The sequence below is a fragment of the Paracoccus shanxieyensis genome (genome assembly GCF_009711265.1).
GTDB classification, from domain to species: Bacteria; Pseudomonadota; Alphaproteobacteria; order Rhodobacterales; family Rhodobacteraceae; genus Paracoccus; species Paracoccus shanxieyensis.
This window is the reverse complement of the sequence record NZ_WMII01000008.1, coordinates 97,001-118,818: the sequence shown is the minus strand read 5'-3', so window position 1 is coordinate 118,818 and position 21,818 is coordinate 97,001. Positions and strand designations below refer to the sequence as shown.

Genomic DNA, 21,818 nt, shown 5'->3' with positions numbered 1-21,818 from the left:
TGAGCGCCCGGGACTGCAGAGCACCTATCGATGTCGCTTGATACCGTTACCGAATACGCCTTGTCCTTCAGTGGAGAGGCGGTCCACCTGCAACAGCGTCCTGTCGCTGCGCAAGGCGAGGGCGCGCGACATTCGCTGGGCTGGCGGCACCTGGGCTCGGTCGATTTCGACGACCCGGCCTTTCGCGACGCGCTGAGCGGCCTGCGCCGCATGGCCTTGGGCGAGGCAGGGGATGCGAGTGACGGCAAGGCGGGGGATGGCAGTCTGCCCGTGACGCTGGTCATTCCCGACGACCAGATCCTTTACACCACGCTGACCGTCGCAGGCTCGGTCGATCGGCAGCACGCCGTGGGGCGCGCGCTGGACGGGCTGACCCCCTATGCGATCGAGGAACTGGCCTTCGACTGGGACGGCGACGGCGATACCGTGCGCGTCGCCGCCGTGGCGCGTCAGACGCTGCGCGAGGCGCGCGATTTCGCCGCGCAATATGGTTTTGACGGGCAGTCCTTCTGCGCCGATCCCGATGGCGATCTGTTTCCCGGCCAGCCGGTCTTCGTGCTGGATCCTCCGGTCCGTCGCCGCCCGGTCGTCGATCCGGCGCTGGCGGGGGTGACCGCGGCCGCGCTGATGTTTGACGATGAGGCCAAGGACAAGGCCGATCCGCTGGCCGTTCCCGGCACGCCCGACGCCGAACCGAAGCCCGAACCCGAAGCACAGGCGACGGATGCCGCCCCCGAAGCCGTCGCTGCGGTTTCTTCCGCCCCGCATGCCCCGGCCATCCCGCCCGAGGATCGCCCGGATCTTGAGCTTCCGGGCGAAACGCCCGTGGCGGATCTTCCGGCCAAGGACAGCCCCGCCGCTGATCCGTCCAAGACGCCCGCACCCGAAGATGTGCCTGCCGCCTTGGCTGGCGCTGCCCCGGATGCGCCCGTTCCGCCGGAGCCCGAGGCAAAGGCCGCTGCCGTGGCGGCTGTCGGTCCCGCCGTCGTGCGTCATCCCCGCGTCGAGCCGGCGCAGCCCTTGAACCCGCGCGCCAAGGCCGTGCATGACCGCGCCGCCGAGGCGCGGCAGTCGCGCTCTGCCGGGGCGGCTCCGGCCAGTCCGGACCGCGCCATCGTCAAACGCGGCGGCGGGTTGACGGGTCTGGTTGCCATGCTGGGCGCGCTGGTGCTTGGACTGGTCGTGATCTGGGCCTTTGTGGTGCCCGAAAGTGGCCCGGCGCAGATTGCCGAAACCCAGACCCAGCCAGAGGCGACGCCCGCGCCAGAGGTTGGCGCTGAAACCCTGCCGGACCCGGCGCAGTCCGGGGGATCGCAAGCGGCGGTCGAACCGTCACAGACTGACCCGCTGCCGGACAGCCAGACCCCCACTGCCCAGCAAACGGTCGCCCCGCAAACGGCCGCCTCGCAAACGGCCGAGGTTGCCCCTGCGGCCCCCGAACCCGCCACGGCGCAGCCTGATCCCGCGCCGCAGATCGCCCCGCGTTCGGCCTTGACCGAGGCCGAGGCCCGCCGCGTGGTGATCGCTGCCGCTGCGGTGGCTGCCGCTGTCGTGCCGCCCACCTCGGGCAGCCCCGTGCCGAATGATCTGGCATCGGCGGCCGGGGCCGTGACCGCCGCACCGGTCCCCACACCGGCCCCCGCCGCATCTGGCGCGCCCACGGCAGCAACCCCCACCGCAATCGCCCCCGCGCGCCCTCAGGCCGCGCCGCAGCCTGCGCGCACGCAAGCCGCAGCGCCGCGCAGCGAACCGCGTGCAGCACCCGCGCCGACCCGTCAGGCCAGCGCGCCCGCTGCAACGACTGCACAGCCGCAGACCCTGCGCAGCTCGGCCCGCCCGCAGCTTGCGCCGCGCCGCACGACGCCGCAGACGACGCGCCCCGAACCCGAAGCCGCGCCGCGCGTGCCGGGCAATCCGCTGCCCTATGCGGCAAGCCAGCGCCCGACCCAGCCGACCAGCAGCGCAAGGCCGCCATCGCGCGCCCGCAGCAGTGCCGCTGCCCCTGCCGCCGCGGCCCCGGCTCAGGACGAGCGCCGGGCCGAGACCGCGCCGACGCCGGTTTCGGCGCAGCCCGTGCTGCGCGGCTCGATGCGGCCACCGGCGCGCCCGGAAGGCTCGGCCCCCGATCTGATCGCGCCCGAAGGCGATGCGGATCTGACGCCTGCGGACCGCTCCAGCCTTGACGCGCTGATCCGCGACATGTCGCGTTACGGGCTTGCCGGTCCGGCCATGCCGCAGATGGCGACCCCCGGTGCCAGACTTGCCGATGCCCGTCCGACGCCCCGCCCGCAGGGGCATATGGCGACCGATGCCGTCGCCCCTTCGGCGGTCGAGGCCGCGCTGCGTTCCGCCAGCACCGCGCCCCCGCCGGACAAGCCCGCCACCAGTGCCAGCACCGCTGCGCCCGCCCGCGATCCGGGCGGGCTTTTGCGTGGCTCGGCCCGGCCCACCGCGCGTCCGGGCAATGCAGTGTCCGCCTCGGCGGTGGAAAGCGCCGTCGCCTCGGCGGTCGAGGCCGCTCCGGCCACGGCGGGGGCGGTGCAGCTTGCGACGCTGCGATCTTCGCCCCTGCCGCCGCGCCGGGATGACGATGCTGCGCCTGCTGCTGCTGCGGCCTCGGCCCGGCCCGATCCCGCACCTGACGCAGCACCCGCTGCGGCGGCCACGGCGGCTGCCGCGCCGGGTCCAAGCGATGCCGAACAGGCCGCGCGCCGCGCGCTGGACGAACAGTTGCAATCGCAGGCCGAGGCGCGGATCCGTGCCCGCGCCCAGGCCGATGCCGCAGCCGAAGCGCAGGCCCGCGCCCAGGCCGAAGCCCGCGCCCGCGCCCAGGCCGCCGCCGAGGAACGGCAGGCCCGCGCCAACCGTCAGGACTATAAGCCGCCAGAGGTCGACAACGAACCCGAGGTTGCCGCCAATATGGCCAGCGGCGGCGTGACGGCGGCAAGCGTCGCGAAATCCGCCACGCAAAGCCGGGGCATGAACACCTCGCGCACCACGATCATCGGCATCATCGGCGCGGGCAATGCCAGCCGGGCGCTGATCCGTCTGCGCAATGGCAAGATCGTCACCGTCCGGATGGGCGACCGCATCGACGGCGGCACGATCAATTCCATCGGCGACGGCAAGCTGACCTATGTCAAATCGGGTCAGCAGCGCGAATTGCGGATGCTGGACGGCCGGTAAATGGAATCCTTCCTGCTGATCGCCACGGTCTATCTGATGACCATGGTTGTCGCCGTGCCGCTGTCGGCGCGGCTGGGGCTGGGGTCGGTCCTTGGCTATCTGATCTCGGGCATCCTGATCGGGCCGGTGCTGGGACTGGCGGGCAGCGAAGGCGAGATGGCCGATCTGCAGCATTTCGCCGAATTCGGCGTCGTGATGATGCTGTTCCTGATCGGGCTGGAGCTTGAGCCGCGCGCGCTGTGGGCCATGCGCAAGAAGCTGGTCGGGCTGGCCGGGATGCAGATCCTTGGCACGGTGGCGCTGCTGGCGCTGGTGGCCATGGCGCTGAACCAGACATGGCAGGTGGCGCTGACGCTGGGGATGATCCTGTCGATGTCCTCGACCGCGATCGTGTTGCAGACGCTGTCGGAAAAGTCGCTGATGCAGACGGCGGGCGGGCGCAACGCATTCGCGGTGCTGCTGACGCAGGACATCGCCGTGATCCCGATCATCGCGCTGATGCCTTTGCTGGCGACCAGCGTGCCGATGGGGGCGGCCGACGACCACGGCGGCGCGGCCTTCATGCATATGCTGCCCGGCTGGGCGGCGGCGCTGGTGACGCTGGCCGCGGTTGCCGCCGTCGTGCTGATCGGGCAGTTCCTGATCCGCCCCGCCTTCCGCTATGTCTACTCGGCCAAGCTGAACGAGCTGGACACCGCCCTGGCGCTGCTGATCGTGGTCGGCATCGCCTCGCTGATGGAGGTGGTGGGCCTTTCGCCGGCGCTTGGCACGTTCCTTGCCGGCGTGATGCTGGCGGGCTCGGAATTCCGGCATGAGCTTGAGGGCCAGATCGCCCCCTTCAAGGGGCTGCTGCTGGGGGTCTTCTTCATCACCGTGGGCGCGGGGATGGATTTCGGCATTCTGGCCCAGCATCCCGTCACGGTGCTGGGCGTGACGGTCGTCGTCATCGCCATCAAGGCCTTTGTGCTGTATCTGATCGCGCGCACGACCGGGCTGCGGGGCAGGGACCGGACGCTGTTCACCCTGTCCTTGGCGCAGGCGGGCGAGTTCGGCTTCGTGCTGATTTCCTATGCCGTGTCGCTGGCCATCCTGCCGCGTCCGCTGGCGCAGGGGTTCCTGCTGGTCATCGCGCTGTCGATGCTGGCCACGCCCCTGCTGTTCATCCTGTCCGATTTCATCAGCCGCCGCATCGCCGAGGAACGCGCCAGCCTGCCCCCAGATGAGATCCCGGACCGCCAGCCGATCATCGTGGCGGGGATCGGGCGCTTCGGTCAGGTGGTGAACCGGCTGGTCACTATGTCGGGTTTTGAAACCACGGTGATCGACCATGACCTGAAGACCATCCAGCTGATGCGCCGCTTCGGCTTCAAGGGCTATTTCGGCGATCCGACCCGCCCCGAGATCCTGACCGCCGCCGGTCTGGACAAGGCCCGCGTGCTGGTCGCCGCGCTGGACGATCCGGATGCGAACCTGCGGCTGATCCACTATGCCCGCGAAAAGCGCCCCGATCTGGTCATCATCGCCCGCGCCCGCGACCGGGTGGATGTCTATCGCCTGTATGCCGCCAAGGCCGACCATATCGTGCGCGAAAGCTTTGACAGCTCGCTGCGCGCCGGGCGCTATGTGCTGGAACATCTGGGCATGTCGGAATACGAGGCCTCCGAGCTTGAAACCGTGTTCTATCGCATGGACCGCGCCAGCCTGCGCCAATTGGCCGAGGTCTGGAAACCCGACATCCCGCTGGAGGAAAACGCCGAATATATCGCCCGCGCGCGGGAACTGAACAGCCAGCTTGAAACTGCGCTGAGCGAACGCTTCGCGCATGGCCCCAGCGCCGCGCCGATCACCGGCGAGGCCGAGGATGAGGCCCCGGAACACGGTCTGGTCCGGCAGGGCCGCCCCGGAGGCCGCTGAACGCAGGCTTGCGAGGCGCGGCCCAAGCGCCTAGAAGTCCCCTCGACCGTCCAAGGGAAATGCCATGCTTGACCATCTGACCTATACCGCCCCCGAACCCAAGATCATTCAGGGTGCGAAACAGGATTGGGAACTGGTCATCGGGCTTGAGGTTCACGCGCAGGTCGCCTCGAACGCCAAGCTGTTTTCCGGCGCCTCGACCGGGTTCGGGGCGGAACCGAACAGCCATGTGGCCTTCGTGGATGCGGCGATGCCCGGGATGCTGCCCGTCATCAACGAATTCTGCGTGGCGCAGGCCGTGCGCACCGGGCTGGGCATCAAGGCCGCGATCAACCTGCGCTCGGCCTTTGACCGCAAGAACTATTTCTATCCCGACCTGCCGCAGGGCTATCAGATCAGCCAGCTTTACCACCCCATCGTCGGCGAGGGCGAGGTGATCGTGGACATGGCCCCCGGCGTCGCCCGCCGCGTGCGCATTGAACGCATCCATCTGGAACAGGACGCGGGCAAGTCGATCCACGACATGGACCCCAACATGTCCTTTGTCGATCTGAACCGCACCGGCGTCGCGCTGATGGAAATCGTCAGCCGCCCCGACATCCGTGGCCCCGAAGAGGCCGCCGCCTATGTCGCCAAGCTGCGCCAGATCATGCGCTATCTGGGCACCTGCGACGGCAATATGCAGAACGGCAATCTGCGCGCCGATGTGAACGTCTCGGTCTGCCCGCCCGGCGCCTATGAGCGTTATCAGGAAACGCAGGATTTCAGCCATCTGGGCACGCGCTGCGAGATCAAGAACATGAACTCGCTGCGCTTCATTCAAGCCGCGATCGAGGTCGAGGCCCGCCGCCAGATCGCCATCATCGAAGATGGCGGCAAGGTGGTGCAGGAAACCCGGCTTTACGATCCCGACAAGGGCGAAACCCGCTCGATGCGCTCGAAGGAAGAAGCCCACGATTATCGCTATTTCCCCGATCCCGACCTGCTGCCCCTGGAAATCGAGCAGGCCTGGGTCGATCAGATCGCGGGCGCCATGCCGGAACTGCCCGACGAAAAGAAGGCGCGTTTTGTCAAGGATTTGGGCCTGTCGGAATATGACGCGGGCGTGCTGACCGCCGAGGTCGAGAATGCCGATTACTTCGAGGCCGTCGCAAGTGGCCGCGACGGAAAGATGGCCGCGAACTGGGTCATCAACGAGCTGTTCGGCCGGCTGAACAAGGAAGGTCTGACGGTCGAAACCTCGCCCGTCAGCGCCGCGCAACTGGGCGGGGTGATCGACCTGATCGGTTCGGGCGCGATTTCGGGCAAGATCGCCAAGGACCTGTTCGAGATCGTCTGGACCGAAGGCGGCGACCCGGCGCAGATCGTCGAGGAACGCGGCATGAAACAGGTCACCGACCTTGGTGCCATCGAGGCCGCGGTCGATGAGATCATCGCCGCCAACCCGGCGCAGGTCGAAAAGGCCAAGGCCAATCCCAAGCTGGCGGGCTGGTTCGTCGGGCAGGTGCTGAAAGCCACCGGCGGCAAGGCCAACCCGGCGGCGGTTCAGGATCTGGTCGCAAGGAAGCTGGGCCAGTGATGGCGCAATCCATCGGCATCCTGCGGGGCGGCTGGGGGCTGACGGCGCTGTATCTGGCGGCGTTCATGTTCTTTCTGGGCGTCTTCGGGACGGCCAATATGCTGATGGGCGGGCTGCCCATCGCGCTGATCCTGTGGGTGCTGCCCGCCGTCGCCGCGGGCATGGCAGGCGTGGCCTTCGTCGGCGTGGGCGATGCGGCCCTTGCGCCGCGCCCGCGCCTGCATCTGGCGATCCGTCTCAGCGTCATCCTGTTGCTGGTCGGGGCGGCGCTGACATGGGTCGCGGCCTCGCTGGGCAATCCGGGGCTGACGGTCTTCGGTTTTCCGGGCAATGCCTTCATCTGGCGGGGGTTGGTGCCGGGCGTGCTGCTGTTTGCGCTGAACCTTGCCGGGTTGTGGCTGGGCGGCAAGATCGCGCTCTCGGGGCAATCCGCCTGAACACGCGCGAACTTGACCGGCTTTGCTCTGGTCATGACCCGATTTGCGCCCTATCCCGGAATGCGCACCAACAGGAGCGACGCCATGCCTGATTACGAATATACCGTCATCCCCGCTCCCAGCCGGGCCGAAAAAACCCGCGGTGCCAAATCCGGGGCCGAGCGCTTTGCCGCCACCCTGACCGACGCGCTGAACGGCATGGCGCAGCAGGGCTGGGAATATGTCCGCGCCGAGGTGCTGCCCTCGGAAGAACGCTCGGGCCTGACCAGCCGCAGCACGGTCTATCACAACCTGCTGGTCTTCCGCCGCGCGCTGCAATCGCATCAGACCTTCCGCGACACGCCGCAGCCCGCCGATGAACCGAAGCCCGCACCCGCACCGACGCCCACGCCCGTTCTGGCCCCCGCACCTGCTGCCGAGCCGCCGGCCCGGTCGCCCGACCTCCGGGCGGATCCCAGGACCGAACCCGCGTCCGACGCCCTGACCGATCCGGCCGAGCCGGTGCGTGCCCCCTTCAGCCAGCCGATGCGTGCCATGCCCAAACAGCAGCCGCAGGCCCGCGTCGGCGAACCACCCCTGACCGCGCCGCAGGCCCCCCAGCCCACAGGCCCGCGCCTCGGCCCGGCCAATCGCTGATCCGCGTCTCTGTTCCCGAAATACTCCGGGGTGAGCCGCCCTTCAGGGCGGCGAGGGGCAGCGCCCCTGATCTTCACACGGCAAAGCCACCGCTATGTCACCCCAACCCTACCAATGCGGCGGACGCTGATCGGCCAAGGGGATCGTGCTTCCCTCGGCCTCGCGCTCGGCCTCGCGTTCCATCAGCAGCCCGACCCGGCGCGACAGGCGCGCGATCTCGGTTTCCTGCCGGGCGATGATCGCCGACAGATCATCGACCACGCGGGTCAGATGCGCCACGGCTTCCTCCAGCCGCAAGGCTTGCTCGTGCTTGTCCATCAACCCTCCATCCGTTAGACCGCGCATGGAAAAGCCCGAGGCAAACCATGGCGAAAGAAAAGAAACAGCCCCGACCCAAGGCAGAAACGCCCAAGGGGTTCCGCGACTATTTCGGCGCGGACGTGACCGAGCGCAAGCAGATGCTGGACCGCATCGCCGAAATCTATCATCGCCACGGCTTCGATCCGCTTGAAACCAGCGCCGTCGAAACGGTCGAGGCGCTTGGCAAGTTCCTGCCCGACGTGGACCGCCCCAATGCCGGTGTCTTCGCATGGCAGGAGGCCGAGGTTCCGGGTGGCGGCGCGGGCGACTGGCTGGCTTTGCGCTATGATCTGACCGCACCCCTGGCGCGGGTGGCGGCGCAGTTCCGCAACGATCTGCCCAGCCCCTATCGCCGCTATGCGATGGGTCCGGTCTGGCGCAATGAAAAGCCCGGTCCGGGCCGGTTCCGCCAGTTCTATCAATGCGATGCCGACACGGTCGGCAGTGCCTCGGTGGCGGCGGATGCGGAAATCTGCGCCATGCTGTCGGCAGCCCTTGAACATGCGGGCATCCAGCGCGGCGATTATCTGATCCGTATCAACAATCGCAAGGTGCTGAACGGCATTCTTGAAGCGATGGGCGTGCCCGAAGGCCCGGTCTCGGACGACGTGCTGCGCACCATCGACAAGTTCGACAAGGTCGGTCGCGACGGCGTGCGCCAGCTTCTGACCACGGGCCGCAAGGATGACAGCGGCGCCGAGATCGCGGGCGTCGGCCTTGCCCCCGATCAGGCCGAGCCGGTGATTGCCTTCCTGACCTCGAAAGGTGCGGATAACGCGGAAACGCTGGCCAATCTGCGCGCCGCCATCGGCGCCTCGGCAACCGGGGCCGAGGGCGTGGACGAACTGGCCCAGATCGCGGACATGCTGCAGGCGATGGGCGTCGGACCCGATCAGGCAATCATCGACCCCTCGATCGTGCGCGGCCTTGGCTATTACACCGGCCCGGTCTTCGAGGCCGAGCTGACCTTTGAAATCCTTGACGAAAAAGGCCGCAAACGCCAGTTCGGCAGCGTGGCGGGCGGCGGTCGCTATGACGGTCTGGTCGAACGCTTCACCGGCCAGAAAGTGCCCGCCACCGGCATCTCGATCGGCGTGGACCGCCTGCTGGCCGCGCTGCGCGCCAAGGGTTTGATGGGCGGCGAGGCGCAGGGTCCGGTCGTGGTGACCGTCATGGACCGCGACCGCATGGGCGAATATCAGGCCATGGCCGCCGAGTTGCGCGCCGCAGGCATCCGCGCCGAGGTCTATCTGGGTAACCCCAAGAATTTCGGCAACCAGTTGAAATACGCCGATAAACGTGGCTCCCCCGTTGCCATCATCCAGGGCGGCGATGAGGCGGATCGCGGCGTCGTTCAGGTCAAGGATCTGATTCTGGGCGCGAAAATCGCCGCCCAAGCCAGCCATGAGGAATGGAAGGCCCAGCCCGCCCAAACCGAGGTGCCGCGTGGCGATCTGGTTGCCGAAGTCCGGCGTATCCTCGGATGAGCAAGCGCCAGAAACAGGCCATCGGCCAGCAGATCCTGACCGCCTTCCGCGCCGCTGGCGCGGCCGAGGTGGCGCCCGATCTGCTGCTGCCCGCCGAAACCCTGCTGGACCTTTACGGCGAAGACATCCGCGCCCGCGCCTATGTCACGCAAGACCCCATCCGGGGCGAGGTGATGCTGCGGCCCGATTTCACCGTGCCGGTCGTGCAGATGCATATGGAAAACGGCGCCGAGCCCGCCCGCTACTGCTATCTGGGCGAGGTGTTCCGCAAGCAGGACCATGGCGAAACCCAGTCCGAACATCTGCGCGACAACGAATATCTGCAGGCCGGGTTCGAGCTTTTCGCCCGCGACCCCGATGCCGATGCAACGGTCTTTGCGCTGTTTCACCAGATCCTTGCGCCGCTGAATCTGCGGGCGACGATGGGCGATATGGACCTGCTGATGGATGCCGTCCGCGCGCTGCCGCTGTCGGATGCGCGCCGCGCGGCGCTGTTGCACCATATCTGGCGGCCCCAGCGCTTTGCCAAGGCGCTGGCGCGCTTTGCGGCCAGCCCCGCGCCGCGCAATTTCAGCAATCCCCCGGCGCTCTGGACGGGGTTGCGGTCGCAGGCCGAGATGCAGACCCGCATCGACCGCCTTCAGGCCGATGCGGCGGAACTGCCCTTGGCGCCGGTCTGGGTGGCGCGGCTCGAACGTCTGTTCGCGGTCAGCGCGCCTGCGCCTCAGGCGCTGCAGACCCTGCGCGCGCTGGCTGCCGAAATTCCCGACATCACCGAAGCGGTCGACCGGCTGGACCGCAATTTGACCGCCTTGGCCGCGCGCGGGATCGACACGGCGGCGATCCATTTCGACGCCAGCCATGGGCGGCACACGATGGAATATTACGACGGCATGACCTTCAGCTTTGCCGCCGCCGACCGGCCCGACTGGCCCCCCGTGGCCAGCGGCGGGCGCTATGACGCGCTGGCGGCGGTGCTGGGGCAGGGGCAAGGGCGCTCGATCCCGGCGGTGGGGGGCATCATCCGGCCCGGCCTTGTCTATGAACTGGGGGGCCAGATTCTGGAAAACCGCGCATGATCCGCCTTGGCGTGCCGTCCAAGGGGCGGCTGATGGAACAGACCTTCGACTGGTTCGCCGCGCGCGGCGTGCGCCTGTCGCGATCGGGCAGCGAACGCGAATATGCCGGCCGGGTGGATGGTGCGGAAAACGTCGCGCTGGTGCTGCTGTCGGCGGGGGAAATTCCGCGCGAACTAAGGGCCGGCCGCATCCATCTGGGCGTGACGGGCACCGACCTGATCCGCGAAAAGCTGGCGGGCTGGCGCAGCCATGTGCAGGAACTGGCCCCGATGGGATTTGGCCATGCCGATCTGATCCTTGCCGTGCCGACCTGCTGGGCCGATTGCGACAGCCTTGACGATTTCGCCAGTATCGCCCGCGATTTCCGCGCCGAACACGGCTTTCGCCTGCGCATCGCCACGAAATACCACCGGCTGGTCCGGGCCTACCTCTCCGCGCAAGAGGTGGCCGATTACCAGCTTGTCGACAGTCAGGGCGCGACCGAAGGCACGGTGGCCAACCTGACCGCCGAGGCGATTGCCGATATCACCTCCTCGGGGGAAACGCTCAGGGCGAACCACCTGAAAATCATCGGCGACGCGCCGATCATGCGCAGTCAGGCGACGCTGCTGCGCTCGGTCGCGGCGGGCGACACGGATCAGGTCGCGGCCTTCGCCGGTCAGCTTGGCCTTGCGATGTCGTGACGGATCCGCGGCCCGCCGCCGCGCGTTCCCCATGACATTGCAAGGAGAGTTTCATGCGCCTGCCCATCCTGATGCTGCTTCTGTCGGCCAGCCCCGTCCTCGCCTCCTCGGACGAGGCATGGGACCAGTTCCGCGCCGATGTGCAGACCGCCTGCACCGCGCTTGCCCCCGCCGAAGGCGAAACCGCGATCGAGGTGAACCCCTTCGGCTCGGAAAGCTATGGCGCGGCGCTGCTGATCACCACGCTGCCCGATGGCGGCGCGGATCGCTATGTCTGCATCTATGACAAACAGACCAAAAAGGCCGAAATCAGCGGTGCCTTCATCGACCCCGAAGATCAGGTGAGCATGGGCGGCAACGCGCCCGCCAATCGCCCGGTTTCCAGCACCGATGCCAGCCTGCCGCCGGCAAAGCCCGACCAAAGCGCGGCCCCCACCACTAGCGAGGCCCCCGAGCCGAAGCCCTGATCCAGGGGGTCAGTCGGCCAGACCGACCAGCGCGCGGGCAAACTCCCGCGCGTCGAACGCATCCAGATCGTCGATCTGCTCGCCCACGCCGATGGCATGGATCGGCAGGCCGAACCGGTCGGCCAAGGCCACCAGAACCCCGCCGCGTGCCGTGCCGTCCAGCTTGGTCATCACCAGACCGGACACATCAGCAAGCTTCTGGAACGTCTCGACCTGGCTCAGCGCGTTCTGGCCCGTGGTCGCATCCAGCACCAGCAGCGTGTTATGCGGCGCAGAGGGATCCTTCTTGCGGATGACCCGGACGATCTTGGCCAGTTCCTCCATCAGGTCCTGACGGTTCTGCAGGCGGCCCGCGGTGTCGATCATCAACAGATCCGCGCCTTCCGCCTCGGCCCGCACCATGGCGTCATAGGCCAGACTGGCGGGATCCGAGCCTTCGGGCGCGGTCATCACCGGCACCCCGGCGCGCTTGCCCCAGACCTGCAACTGCTCGACCGCGGCGGCGCGGAACGTGTCGCCCGCAGCCACCACGACATTCTTGCCCGCCGCCTTGAACTGGCTGGCCAGCTTGCCGATGGTGGTGGTCTTGCCCGAGCCGTTGACGCCCACCACCAGCACGACCTGCGGGCGCTTGGGATAAATCGGCAAAGGCTTGGCCACCGGCGCCATGATCCGCGCGATCTCACCGGCCAGCAACTCTTTCAGCTCGGTCGAGGATACCCGCCGCCCCAGCCGCCCCTCGGCGATATTGGCGGTGACGCGCAAGGCGGTCTCGACGCCCATATCGGCCTGAACCAGCATGTCCTCCAGTTCTTCCAGCATGGCGTCGTCCAGCTCGCGGCGCGGCTCATCGCTGCCCGCACGGCCGAACAGCCGGCCCATCATGCCGGGACGCGGGGCAGCTTCGGCGGGGGCAGGCGGCTGCTGAACGGGCGCGGGCATCGGCTGCACCGGGACCGGCACGGCGGGCTGTGCAACCGGCGGCGCAGGCTCCGCAGGCGCGTCGTCCGCACCCTCGGCCACGATATCATCCAAGCCCGCCCCGATCTTCGAAGAGGACCGCGTCAGCCGGTCGCGCAGCTTGGTGAAAAACGACATGCACCCATCCTTTGTCTGGTCCGCCAGAACCTAGGGCTTCCGGCCAAAAAGGAAAAGGGCGCCCCGCAAGGCGCCCGGTTTCTTTGTTCCGGAAATACTCCGGGGGTGTGGGGGCAGCGCCCCCACCTGCCAGCAATCAGGCCTTGCCCAGATAGATGTCGACCAGCTTCTGCAGCATCTCCAGCGCTTCCTCGCGCGAACGCTGGAAGCTGTTGCGGCCGATGATCGAGCCGTTGCCGCCACCGTCGCGGATCGCGCGCGCATCGTCAAAGACCGCATCCGAACCCTTGGCCGCACCGCCCGAGAACACCACGATCCGGCGCCCGTTGAACGAGGACTGCATGCAATGCTCGACGCGCTTGGCTTGCGTGGCGATGTCGATCTTCTTGTCCTCATAGACCTTTTTGGCCTCGGGCAGCATCAGGTGATCGGTCGACAGCTTGATCTTGATGATATGCGCGCCGATCAGCGCCGCGATCTGTGCGGCATAGGCCGCCACGTCAATGGCGGTCTCGCCGTCCTTGGTGATCGCCTCGCCGCGCGGATAGGACCAGACGACGGTCGCCACGCCCTTGGCTGCGGCTTCGCGGCGCATCTCGACGATCTCTTCGAACATGTCCAGCGCCATGTCCGAACCCGGATAGATGGTAAAGCCGATGGCGGCGCAGCCCAGACGCAGCGCGTCATCGACCGAAGCCGTGATGGCCTGGTTCTTGCCCGCGGTGTCCGACATCAGGCTGTTGGCGCTGTTCACCTTCAGGATGGTCGGGATCTGGCCCGCGAAGGTATCCGCACCCGCCTCGATCATGCCCAGGGGCGCGGCATAGGCGTTCAGGCCCGCATCGATCGCCAGCTGATAGTGGTAATGGGGGTCATAGCCTGCCGGATTGGGCGCGAAGGTGCGCGCAGGGCCATGCTCGAATCCCTGATCGACGGGCAGGATGATCATCTTGCCGGTGCCGGCCAGCTTGCCGGTCATCAGCATACGCGCCAGTTGCGCTTTGACGCCGGGATTCTCGCCTTCGTAATTGGCAAGGATTTTGCGGACGGTATCGGTCATCTTCATCTGAAACTCCAATCCAGTTCGGGCTTGACTTAGCAAACCTGTCGTCAAGGGCAATCTGGGTTGCGCTAACGGTCGGCTGTCTTTTCCGCCATTACGCGAAAATTCTGTCATTCCGGTTAAACCCGCGCGGTGCCGTGGCAGTTTGCGCCGGAACAACCGCCGCATGGCCCGCGTTAAGGCGCTAAAAGGAGATGCGGCATGTCCCACAATACCGACCCCGAGCGCGCGGCAAAACGTCATCCCGGTCCGATCATCGGCCTGATCCTTGCCGTTTTGGTGGCGGTCGCGGCGTTTTTCTGGTGGGTGACATCCGATCCTCAGGAAGAGGGCGACATCATGCAGACGGAATCGCCCGCGGCCGCGATCCCCGGCGCGACCGATCCCGAAACGACCTCGCCCGCCACAAATACGCCTGCCGATCCCGCCACAGACCCGCCCGCCCCGGCCCAGCAATAAAAGCCGCGCAATGAAAAAGGGCGCCACATGGCCCCCTTTTCGGTCGATCCGATCCGCGCCGGATCAGCGCTTTTCCAAAGCCGCGACACCGGGCAGTTCCTTGCCCTCCATCCATTCCAGAAACGCGCCACCTGCGGTCGAGATGAAGGTGAAATCGCCCGAAACGCCCGCCTTGTTCAGCGCAGCGACGGTATCGCCACCGCCCGCGACCGAAATCAGCTTGCCGTCGCGCGTCAGTTCCGCGGCCTTTTGCGCGGTGGCATTGGTGGCGGCGTCGAAGGGCGCGATCTCGAATGCGCCCAGCGGGCCGTTCCAGATCAGCGTGCGCGCGCTGTCAAACACCTCGGCGATCCTGGCGACGGTCTCGGGACCGGCATCAAGGATCATGGCATCGGCGGGGCAGGCATCGGCGGGCAGGGTCTGGTTCTCGGCATTCGCCTTGAATTCGCGTGCGACGACGATATCGACAGGCAGGTGGATCGTGCAGCCGCTGTCCTGCGCTTTTGCCAAAATCTCGCGCGCGGTGTCGGCCATGTCGCGCTCGGCCAGCGATTTGCCGACCTCGATGCCCTGCGCGACAAGGAAGGTATTGGCCATGCCGCCGCCAATCACCAGATGATCGACCTTGGTGATCAGGTTGCCCAGCAAGTCCAGCTTGGTCGAAACCTTGGCGCCGCCGACCACGGCCGCGACCGGGCGCTGCGGCGCACCAAGGGCTGCGTCCAGCGCCTTCAACTCGGCCTCCATCAGCCGACCTGCGGCGGCGGGCAACAGCCGCGCAATGCCTTCGGTCGAGGCATGGGCGCGATGGGCCGCCGAAAACGCGTCATTGACATAGACCTGCCCAAGTGCGGCCAGCGACGCCGCGAAGGTCGGATCGTTCTCTTCCTCGCCGGGATAGAAGCGGGTGTTTTCCAAAAGCAGCACATCGCCTTTGGCCAGATCGGCCACGGCGCGCTTGGCCGGACCGCCGATGGCTTCCTCGGCGAATTTCACCGGCTGGCCCAAAGCCGCCTCCAGCGCGGGGATGACGACCTTCAGGCTCATGCTGTCGACGCGCTTGCCTTTCGGGCGGTCGAAATGCGCCAGCAGAACGGGAATGCCGCCCTTTTCCTGAATATCCCGGATGGTCGGCATGATCTTTTCGATGCGCGTGGCATCGGTGACCTGACCTGCATCGACGGGGACGTTCAGATCGACGCGGGTCAGCACGACCTTGCCGTCAAGGTCCATGTCATCAATCGTGTTGAAATCCGCCATTCGTCGTCCCTTTTCCCTGTCGCCGCGCACGGCCTTGGCGGGTTGTCCCGCATCATGACATTCTCGTCAACCTGCCGCGGTGGCGAACCGGGTGGCAATGGCGGCGTTGTATGCACGCCACGAAATGCTTATGCCTTTCCCCAAGCCAGTAGAAGGAGACCCCGCATGGCCGAGATCAAGGATCCCGAAAACACCGTCATCGTCGAATTGAAGGACGGCCCGGTCGTGATCGAGCTGCTGCCCGACGTGGCCCCCAAGCATGTCGAGCGCATGAAGGAACTGGCCCGCGCCGGGAAATACGACAATGTGGCCTTCCACCGCGTGATCGAGGGCTTCATGGCCCAGACCGGCGATGTGGAACATGCCAATATGGAAAACAACTACAATCCCGGTCGCGCGGGCACGGGCGGGTCGGATCTGCCGGATCTGCCGGCGGAATTCTCGCGGCTGCCGCATGATCGCGGGACGCTGGGTGCGGCGCGCTCGATGAACCCCAACAGCGCGAACAGCCAGTTTTTCATCAATTTCAAGGACAACCATTTCCTGAACGGGCAATACACCGTCTATGGTCGCGTGATCTCGGGGATGGAAGCCGTGGACAAGATCCAGCGCGGCGAGCCGCCGGCGAATCCCGACCGCATGATCTCGGTCAAGGTGGCTGCCGATGCTGAATAAGGCGCTGATCGCAACGCTGCTGATGGCAGGCGCGGCCCATGCCGAGGGTCTGCCCGGTGTGACCGATGGTCCCGGCCCCAATCTGGTGATCGAGGTCGCCGACAGCGCGGGAGCCGCCAAGGGCCAGATCGTTCTGGACCTTTACGCCGACAAGGCCCCCAAGCATGTCGAACGTCTGGTGGCGCTGGCCAAGGCCGGAAACTATGACGGCGTGGTGTTTCACCGCGTGATCGACGGCTTCATGGCGCAGACCGGCGATGTCGAGTTCGGCAAGCATGGTGCCGATACGGCCCGCGCCGGGATGGGCGGCTCGTCCATGCCCGACCTTCCGGCCGAGTTCAACGATGTCAGCTTCCAGCGCGGCACCGTCGGCATGGCCCGTGCGCAGGATCCCAACAGCGCCAACAGCCAGTTCTTCATCGATCTGGCGCCGGCCGAGTTTCTGGACGGCCAATACACCGTCGTCGGTCAGCTGGTCGAAGGCTGGGACGTGCTGAACGCCATCAAGAAGGGCGATCCGGCCGCGAATGGCTCGGTCTCCGAGCCCGACTACATGCTGAAAGTCACCGTGCAGGAATAAGGCACGGATCTTTGCGTTTGTGAAAACCCCGGCAATTGTCGGGGTTTTCTTTTTTCGGCGCGGCGGATTGCCCGGCTGGGTAGCTGCGATGGGATGCCGCGGGCAAGGCGTCGTGATGTGTGGGTCAGTGCGGCCTTTAGGGGGGCTGGATTGGGCTTGAAGCAGGTGATCCGGCGTATGGCAGTGGACGGCCCCGGGGGATGACGGGGGCATGGTGGGAACAGGATCCCGACCTTGCATGACCCGAGAAATTAGCAGGCTTTCGGCGTCTTGTGGTGGATATGACGGACGTTCTGCGTGTCATCCCGCAAGACGCGGCGAACCCGGTCAAGGCGCAAAATGCGCGGAGAAGAATACTGCTTCTGAGTTAGGGGATGTGCGGTGTCAGAGAGCGTTGCCCGGTGATCTTGGATGGCTGGGGTTGAACTTGACCTTATGATAAGGGATTGGCTAAAAATCTGTATTTCAATGAAAAAAATCAGATTTTTGGGCATTTCCGCCGTTGCGCTGATCCGATGCTGTGCAAGTCTCGGCGTCTCGGCGTCTCGGCGTCTCGGCGTCTCGGCGTCTCGGCGTCTCGGCGTCTCGGCGTCTCGGCGTCTCGGCGTCTCGGCGTCTCGGCGTCTCGGCGTCTCGGCGTCTCGGCGTCTCGGCGTGTCCTGCGGAAGGTGCAACTGCCGCTGCCGCAGATGACGTGGTGCCCAATGCAGGCGCCGCCGTCACACGACGTTCTGCATGGTCCTGTCGCGGCAGCCAGTCCTGCATCGCCGATTTGGCGGTTTTCATCCCGCCTCGTCTTGGCTAATCCGGACCTGTCCGCAAAGGGAGCCCGTGCCGTTGACCACGCTTTATATCGATGCCGATGCCTGCCCCGTGAAGGCCGAGGCCGAGCGGGTGGCGACGCGTCTGCGTGTGCCGATGGTGCTGGTCTGCAATGGCGGCATCCGGCCGTCGGCCAATCCCTTCGTCACGCTGAAAGTCGTGCCGGACGGCCCTGATGAGGCAGACAAGTGGATTGCCGCCGAATGCGGGGCAGGGGATGTCGTCGTGACCTCGGACATTCCGCTGGCCGACCGCTGCCTGAAGGCCGGGGCGCAGGTGATCCAGCCCAATGGCGAGGTTCTGACCCTTGCCAATATCGGCGGGCGGCTGGCCACGCGCGACCTGATGCAGGATCTGCGGGCCGCCGATCCGTTCCTGCAGGGCAAAGGCGGCGGCTTCGGCAAGGCCGAGCGGGCGCAGTTCCTGCAATCGCTGGACCGGGTGATGGCGGCGGCGATGCGGGCCGTCTAAGCCTGATGCCGCTGCGGGACAGCCCGCGCGTTCTGCCTGACCTGCCTTGCCTTGGCCGAGCGCAGACACCGGAAAGCCACCCGAACGGCCTACGTCAGCGCGGCAACCGCACCGACAGCCGCAGGCCCTTGGCTTCAATAGATATAGCGGATCTGCTCCATCCAGTAGCGTTCGACGCGGCGCCATTGCAGGTTCACCGCCTCGATGGCCGGGTCGTCCAGAATGCCGGACAGTTCCAGACCTTCGGCATGGCGGGCAAACAGATCGGCCACGCGTTCACGCACCTCCTGCCCGTCGGGTGTCAGGCGCACCTTGACGGAACGGCGATCCATCTCGCAGCGCTCGTGATGGACATAGCCCAGTTCCACCAGCTTTTTCAGGTTATAACTGACATTCGAGCCCTGATACATCCCGCGCGAGCGGAGCTCACCCGCCGTCACCTCGGACATGCCCAGATTATAGATCAGCAGCGCCTGAACCGGCGTCAGGTCGGAACGGCCCAGCCGCTCGAATTCGTCCTTGACGATATCCTGAAGCAGCCGGTGCAGACGCTCCAGGATCTGCAGACTTTCCAGATAGGCATCCGTTCGCGACGTCGCGGGCACGGGCCGCAATGCGGGCACCGGACGGACAGGGCTTGGATTGCGCTGAGGCATGGCGGTTTCCGTTCATGGTCTATCGTTCTGATGGACCATGACGCAGAAAGCCGAATCTTCAGTTAATGCCTGCCGTTTTTTTCGGCGATCGCTAAAACTTTCAGGATTTCGGCTGCAGCCGGGCGGCGGCAAACGCAGTAATCCGGTCCAGAAGTGCGGAAAATTCAGCGGGTCCGGGGCGTTGGCCCGACAGCCGCGCGGTGATCCACGGATAGATGTCCTGGTCGTTTTCTTCCAGCAAACGCTCATAAACCGCGACCTCGGCATCGCTGAGGCCCGGCAGTTCGCTGTCCGAAAATGGCCCAAGGATCAGGTCCATTTCCTTCATGCCGCGCCGCCAACTGCGCATCCGCAACCGTTTCAGCTTTGCTTCGTCCAAATCCCTGCCTCCGGCTTGCCTGCCCGCAACCCGCCGCCTATGACTAGGCGACCCAGTCGCAGGATAATTTTCGATGAGCTTTCTGTCCCAGACGCTTGCCCGCGTCAAACCCTCGCCCACCATTGCCATCACCGGGCTTGCCCGTGAACTGGCCGCACAAGGCAAGGATATCATCAGCCTTTCCGCGGGCGAGCCGGATTTCGACACCCCGGAACATATCCGCGAGGCCGCCAAGGCCGCGATCGACGCGGGTCATACGCGCTATACGGCGGTCGACGGGATGCCCGAGCTGAAAGCGGCAATCTGTCAGAAATTCAAGCGCGAAAACGGGCTGGACTATACCCCCGCGCAGATCACCGTCGGCACCGGCGGCAAGCAGATCCTGTATAACGCCTTCATGGCCACGCTGAATCCCGGCGATGAGGTCATCATTCCGGCGCCCTATTGGGTCAGCTATCCCGACATGGTTCTGCTGGCGGGCGGCACGCCGGTCTTTGCCGAAGCCACGATGCAGAATGGCTACCGCCTGACCCCCGAGGCGCTGGAGGCTGCGATCACGCCCCGCACCAAATGGGTCATCATGAACTCGCCCTCGAACCCGACGGGCGCGGGCTATACGCGCGAACATCTGCAGGCGCTGACCGATGTGCTGATGCGTCACCCGCATGTCTGGGTGCTGGCGGATGACATCTATGAACATCTGGTGTTTGACGACTTCACCTTTGTGACGCCCGCGCAGGTCCAGCCGGCGCTGAAGGATCGCACGCTGACCATGAACGGCGTCAGCAAGGCCTATGCGATGACCGGCTGGCGCATCGGCTATGGCGCGGGTCCGGTCGAACTGATCAAGGCGATGGCCAAGTTGCAGTCGCAATCGACCTCGAACCCCAGCTCGATCAGCCAATATGCGGCGCTGGCCGCGCTGGAGGGTCCGCAGGATTACATCGCCGAAAGCCGGGCCGTCTTTGAGCGGCGCCGCAATCTGGTGGTCGAGGGACTGAATGCCTGCCCCGGGATCGTCTGCCCGGTTCCCGAAGGCGCGTTCTATGTCTATCCCTCGATCCGCGATCTGATCGGCAAGACCTCGGCGGGCGGCACGCTGATTTCGGATGATGAGAGTTTTGCCACCGCTCTGCTGCATGAAACCGGCGTGGCGGTGGTCTTTGGCGCGGCCTTTGGCCTGTCGCCGCATTTCCGCATTTCCTATGCGACCTCGGATGAGGTGCTGACGGATGCATGTGCGCGCATCCGCCAGTTCTGCGAAGGGCTGCGCTGAGGCGCTACCACAGGTGATCGCGAAGCGCCTGGCCTTCGACGGGGGTAACCTTGTCGGGGGCTGCGCTGATGACGCCCACATCGCGCAGAATATGCTCGGGCAGACCGGCCAGCGCCTGTCGGGTCGCCGGATCATCCAGCGCCGACATTCGATCGGTGCATAGGGTCTGCTTATCGGTCTTTCCAAGACCAAGAAGCATAAGGATACGTTCGGCAAACCCCGTGGTTTGCCGTTCAGTCGCAATATTCCTTGCCATTGCTTTTACTCCGCAATGCGCCATGGGTTGATGGGCTTGCCGAAGATGATACTGTCGCGCGGCTTTTACCAACAAAGCCTCAGCACAGGCTCATAAGGCTGCCTTATGTCTATTCCGCCACTTGCCGCCTTGCGCGCCTTTGACGCCGTCGCCCGCCATCTTAGTTTCACCCGCGCCGCGGATGAGCTGGGCATGACCCAGGCCGCCGTCAGCTATCAGATCCGCCTGCTGGAAGAGCGGCTGGGCACGCCGCTGTTTCTGCGCAAACCGCGCGAGGTGACGCTGACCGAACGCGGTGCGCTGCTGGCGCGGCCCACGATCGACGCCTTCGACATGCTGCGCGAAGCCTATTCCGCGCCTTCGGCCGATGCCGTCTCGACGCTGTCGATCTCGACCGTGCCGACATTCGCGGGGGCATGGCTGTCGCATCGGCTGGGAAAATTTCAGCTGGATCACCCCAATCTGGCGGTGCGTCTGGAAACCAGCGACGATGTGGTGGATTTCGCGCGCGAGGATATCACCGTCGCCATCCGGTCGGGCAAAGGCGACTGGCCGGGGCTGGAATCGCATTTCCTGATGCCCATCGAATACACACCGATGCTGTCGCCCGAACTGGCGGCGCGGCACCGGCTGGACACGCCTGCCGATCTGCTGAAGCTGCCGCTTCTGGATCGCAACGACCCCTATTGGGCGGTCTGGATGCATGAGGCGCAGGTCGATTTCCCGGAAAGCTATGGCCGGCCCGGCCTGATCATGTCGACCGATCTGCATGAGGCGCGCGCCGCCCTTGCGGGCTATGGCGTGGCGATGCTGATGCCGCGCTTTTTTGGGCTGGAGCTGGCGAATGGCAGCCTTGTGCAGCCGTTTGCGCAACTCTCCAGCATGGGGCGCGGGTTCTGGCTGACCTATCCCAAGGGGCGGCGCAATCGTCCGGCGATCCGCAAGTTCCGCGCCTTTCTTCTGGACGAAATCGCCTGCGAGGCGGTGTGAAAAGG

The 21,818-nt window shown here is 66.0% G+C and carries 22 protein-coding genes; 15 read left to right on the top strand and 7 right to left on the bottom strand.

From position 1 onward, the window contains the following. The first annotated feature begins 30 nt into the window (after positions 1-30). The 5 genes from GL284_RS10285 (at position 31) to GL284_RS10265 (ending at position 7,752) form a co-directional block, all read left to right on the top strand. A complete protein-coding gene (locus tag GL284_RS10285) occupies positions 31-3,186 on the top strand; it encodes a hypothetical protein (protein WP_155044534.1) in 3,156 nt (1,051 codons plus the stop codon). Further along, on the top strand, positions 3,187-5,100 hold the full coding sequence (locus GL284_RS10280) for a cation:proton antiporter domain-containing protein (RefSeq protein WP_155044532.1): 1,914 nt from the start codon (positions 3,187-3,189) through the stop codon (positions 5,098-5,100). It abuts the gene before it with no gap. A 64-nt stretch (positions 5,101-5,164) separates the two neighbouring features. Beyond that, the gene (gene gatB, locus GL284_RS10275; protein WP_155044530.1) at positions 5,165-6,679 is read left to right on the top strand and encodes an Asp-tRNA(Asn)/Glu-tRNA(Gln) amidotransferase subunit GatB; all 1,515 of its coding nucleotides are present in this window, start codon (positions 5,165-5,167) and stop codon (positions 6,677-6,679) included. Beyond that, positions 6,679-7,116 (top strand): hypothetical protein, encoded by a 438-nt coding sequence (locus tag GL284_RS10270; RefSeq protein ID WP_155044528.1) that lies wholly within the window; start codon positions 6,679-6,681, stop codon positions 7,114-7,116. The genes gatB and GL284_RS10270 overlap by 1 nt, the downstream gene beginning before the upstream one ends. Before the next feature lie 84 nt (positions 7,117-7,200). Beyond that, positions 7,201-7,752: a DUF4177 domain-containing protein gene (locus GL284_RS10265; protein WP_155044526.1), complete on the top strand. Its 552-nt coding sequence runs from the start codon at positions 7,201-7,203 to the stop codon at positions 7,750-7,752. A 108-nt stretch (positions 7,753-7,860) separates the two neighbouring features. Here GL284_RS10265 and GL284_RS10260 read toward each other — a convergent pair whose 3' ends face one another. Continuing rightward, positions 7,861-8,070, bottom strand: coding sequence for a SlyX family protein (locus GL284_RS10260; protein WP_155044524.1), 210 nt, complete (start codon positions 8,068-8,070; stop codon positions 7,861-7,863). 47 nt (positions 8,071-8,117) lie between these two features. Here GL284_RS10260 and hisS point away from each other — a divergent pair, with 47 nt between their 5' ends. The 4 genes from hisS to GL284_RS10240 are packed head-to-tail and all read left to right on the top strand — an operon-like array spanning position 8,118 to position 11,828. Continuing rightward, positions 8,118-9,599 carry a histidine--tRNA ligase gene (hisS, locus tag GL284_RS10255; RefSeq protein WP_155044522.1) on the top strand — a complete coding sequence of 494 codons (1,482 nt, stop codon included), beginning with the start codon at positions 8,118-8,120 and terminating at the stop codon, positions 9,597-9,599. After that, a complete protein-coding gene (locus GL284_RS10250) occupies positions 9,596-10,678 on the top strand; it encodes an ATP phosphoribosyltransferase regulatory subunit (RefSeq protein ID WP_155044520.1) in 1,083 nt (360 codons plus the stop codon). The genes hisS and GL284_RS10250 overlap by 4 nt, the downstream gene beginning before the upstream one ends. Next, complete coding sequence (hisG, locus tag GL284_RS10245) at positions 10,675-11,361, top strand: ATP phosphoribosyltransferase (RefSeq protein WP_155044519.1); 687 nt, start codon at positions 10,675-10,677, stop codon at positions 11,359-11,361. The genes GL284_RS10250 and hisG overlap by 4 nt, the downstream gene beginning before the upstream one ends. A 53-nt stretch (positions 11,362-11,414) precedes the next feature. Beyond that, complete coding sequence (locus GL284_RS10240) at positions 11,415-11,828, top strand: hypothetical protein (protein WP_230383017.1); 414 nt, start codon at positions 11,415-11,417, stop codon at positions 11,826-11,828. Positions 11,829-11,837: 9 nt separating this feature from the next. Here the strand turns inward: GL284_RS10240 and ftsY are convergent, their stop codons facing one another. Then, positions 11,838-12,926, bottom strand: a complete 1,089-nt coding sequence (gene ftsY / locus GL284_RS10235; RefSeq protein ID WP_155044518.1) for a signal recognition particle-docking protein FtsY — start codon at positions 12,924-12,926, stop codon at positions 11,838-11,840. Positions 12,927-13,062: 136 nt separating this feature from the next. Further along, positions 13,063-13,992: a class I fructose-bisphosphate aldolase gene (locus GL284_RS10230; protein ID WP_155044516.1), complete on the bottom strand. Its 930-nt coding sequence runs from the start codon at positions 13,990-13,992 to the stop codon at positions 13,063-13,065. Positions 13,993-14,190: 198 nt separating this feature from the next. Here GL284_RS10230 and GL284_RS10225 point away from each other — a divergent pair, with 198 nt between their 5' ends. Next, complete coding sequence (locus GL284_RS10225; RefSeq protein WP_155044515.1) at positions 14,191-14,448, top strand: hypothetical protein; 258 nt, start codon at positions 14,191-14,193, stop codon at positions 14,446-14,448. A 63-nt stretch (positions 14,449-14,511) separates the two neighbouring features. Here GL284_RS10225 and GL284_RS10220 read toward each other — a convergent pair whose 3' ends face one another. Continuing rightward, positions 14,512-15,708 carry a phosphoglycerate kinase gene (locus GL284_RS10220; RefSeq protein WP_155044514.1) on the bottom strand — a complete coding sequence of 399 codons (1,197 nt, stop codon included), beginning with the start codon at positions 15,706-15,708 and terminating at the stop codon, positions 14,512-14,514. Positions 15,709-15,873: 165 nt separating this feature from the next. Between GL284_RS10220 and GL284_RS10215 the strand changes: the two genes are divergently transcribed. The 3 genes from GL284_RS10215 to GL284_RS10205 all read left to right on the top strand — a co-directional run bounded on the left by GL284_RS10215 (position 15,874) and on the right by GL284_RS10205 (position 18,256). Then, positions 15,874-16,383 carry a peptidylprolyl isomerase gene (locus tag GL284_RS10215; protein WP_155044513.1) on the top strand — a complete coding sequence of 170 codons (510 nt, stop codon included), beginning with the start codon at positions 15,874-15,876 and terminating at the stop codon, positions 16,381-16,383. After that, on the top strand, positions 16,373-16,963 hold the full coding sequence (locus GL284_RS10210) for a peptidylprolyl isomerase (RefSeq protein ID WP_155044512.1): 591 nt from the start codon (positions 16,373-16,375) through the stop codon (positions 16,961-16,963). Before GL284_RS10215 ends, GL284_RS10210 begins: the two co-directional genes overlap by 11 nt. 837 nt (positions 16,964-17,800) lie before the next feature. Then, positions 17,801-18,256 (top strand): YaiI/YqxD family protein, encoded by a 456-nt coding sequence (locus GL284_RS10205; protein WP_155044511.1) that lies wholly within the window; start codon positions 17,801-17,803, stop codon positions 18,254-18,256. Between the two features lie 134 nt (positions 18,257-18,390). On the opposite strand, the gene GL284_RS10200 is transcribed toward GL284_RS10205, so the two are convergent. Beyond that, a complete protein-coding gene (locus GL284_RS10200; protein ID WP_155044509.1) occupies positions 18,391-18,912 on the bottom strand; it encodes a MarR family winged helix-turn-helix transcriptional regulator in 522 nt (173 codons plus the stop codon). A 100-nt stretch (positions 18,913-19,012) separates the two neighbouring features. After that, positions 19,013-19,261: an FAD assembly factor SdhE gene (locus GL284_RS10195; RefSeq protein ID WP_155044617.1), complete on the bottom strand. Its 249-nt coding sequence runs from the start codon at positions 19,259-19,261 to the stop codon at positions 19,013-19,015. Between the two features lie 103 nt (positions 19,262-19,364). Here GL284_RS10195 and GL284_RS10190 point away from each other — a divergent pair, with 103 nt between their 5' ends. Beyond that, positions 19,365-20,567, top strand: a complete 1,203-nt coding sequence (locus GL284_RS10190; RefSeq protein ID WP_155044508.1) for a pyridoxal phosphate-dependent aminotransferase — start codon at positions 19,365-19,367, stop codon at positions 20,565-20,567. 4 nt (positions 20,568-20,571) lie between these two features. Here GL284_RS10190 and GL284_RS21475 read toward each other — a convergent pair whose 3' ends face one another. Continuing rightward, positions 20,572-20,715 (bottom strand): hypothetical protein, encoded by a 144-nt coding sequence (locus tag GL284_RS21475; protein WP_230383016.1) that lies wholly within the window; start codon positions 20,713-20,715, stop codon positions 20,572-20,574. A gap of 213 nt (positions 20,716-20,928) precedes the next feature. Between GL284_RS21475 and GL284_RS10180 the strand changes: the two genes are divergently transcribed. After that, positions 20,929-21,813, top strand: coding sequence for a LysR substrate-binding domain-containing protein (locus GL284_RS10180; RefSeq protein WP_155044507.1), 885 nt, complete (start codon positions 20,929-20,931; stop codon positions 21,811-21,813). Positions 21,814-21,818: the final 5 nt, after the last annotated feature.

Bases quoted from the DNA above. Each gene is read 5' to 3' on its own strand.
- GL284_RS10285 (WP_155044534.1), top strand. From the start codon at position 31: ATGTCGCTTGATACCGTTACCGAATACGCCTTGTCCTTCAGTGGAGAG.
- GL284_RS10280 (WP_155044532.1), top strand. From the start codon at position 3,187: ATGGAATCCTTCCTGCTGATCGCCACGGTCTATCTGATGACCATGGTT.
- gatB (WP_155044530.1), top strand. From the start codon at position 5,165: ATGCTTGACCATCTGACCTATACCGCCCCCGAACCCAAGATCATTCAG.
- GL284_RS10270 (WP_155044528.1), top strand. From the start codon at position 6,679: ATGGCGCAATCCATCGGCATCCTGCGGGGCGGCTGGGGGCTGACGGCG.
- GL284_RS10265 (WP_155044526.1), top strand. From the start codon at position 7,201: ATGCCTGATTACGAATATACCGTCATCCCCGCTCCCAGCCGGGCCGAA.
- GL284_RS10260 (WP_155044524.1), bottom strand. From the start codon at position 8,070: ATGGACAAGCACGAGCAAGCCTTGCGGCTGGAGGAAGCCGTGGCGCAT.
- hisS (WP_155044522.1), top strand. From the start codon at position 8,118: ATGGCGAAAGAAAAGAAACAGCCCCGACCCAAGGCAGAAACGCCCAAG.
- GL284_RS10250 (WP_155044520.1), top strand. From the start codon at position 9,596: ATGAGCAAGCGCCAGAAACAGGCCATCGGCCAGCAGATCCTGACCGCC.
- hisG (WP_155044519.1), top strand. From the start codon at position 10,675: ATGATCCGCCTTGGCGTGCCGTCCAAGGGGCGGCTGATGGAACAGACC.
- GL284_RS10240 (WP_230383017.1), top strand. From the start codon at position 11,415: ATGCGCCTGCCCATCCTGATGCTGCTTCTGTCGGCCAGCCCCGTCCTC.
- ftsY (WP_155044518.1), bottom strand. From the start codon at position 12,926: ATGTCGTTTTTCACCAAGCTGCGCGACCGGCTGACGCGGTCCTCTTCG.
- GL284_RS10230 (WP_155044516.1), bottom strand. From the start codon at position 13,992: ATGAAGATGACCGATACCGTCCGCAAAATCCTTGCCAATTACGAAGGC.
- GL284_RS10225 (WP_155044515.1), top strand. From the start codon at position 14,191: ATGTCCCACAATACCGACCCCGAGCGCGCGGCAAAACGTCATCCCGGT.
- GL284_RS10220 (WP_155044514.1), bottom strand. From the start codon at position 15,708: ATGGCGGATTTCAACACGATTGATGACATGGACCTTGACGGCAAGGTC.
- GL284_RS10215 (WP_155044513.1), top strand. From the start codon at position 15,874: ATGGCCGAGATCAAGGATCCCGAAAACACCGTCATCGTCGAATTGAAG.
- GL284_RS10210 (WP_155044512.1), top strand. From the start codon at position 16,373: ATGCTGAATAAGGCGCTGATCGCAACGCTGCTGATGGCAGGCGCGGCC.
- GL284_RS10200 (WP_155044509.1), bottom strand. From the start codon at position 18,912: ATGCCTCAGCGCAATCCAAGCCCTGTCCGTCCGGTGCCCGCATTGCGG.
- GL284_RS10195 (WP_155044617.1), bottom strand. From the start codon at position 19,261: ATGCGCAGTTGGCGGCGCGGCATGAAGGAAATGGACCTGATCCTTGGG.
- GL284_RS10190 (WP_155044508.1), top strand. From the start codon at position 19,365: ATGAGCTTTCTGTCCCAGACGCTTGCCCGCGTCAAACCCTCGCCCACC.
- GL284_RS21475 (WP_230383016.1), bottom strand. From the start codon at position 20,715: ATGTCGGCGCTGGATGATCCGGCGACCCGACAGGCGCTGGCCGGTCTG.
- GL284_RS10180 (WP_155044507.1), top strand. From the start codon at position 20,929: ATGTCTATTCCGCCACTTGCCGCCTTGCGCGCCTTTGACGCCGTCGCC.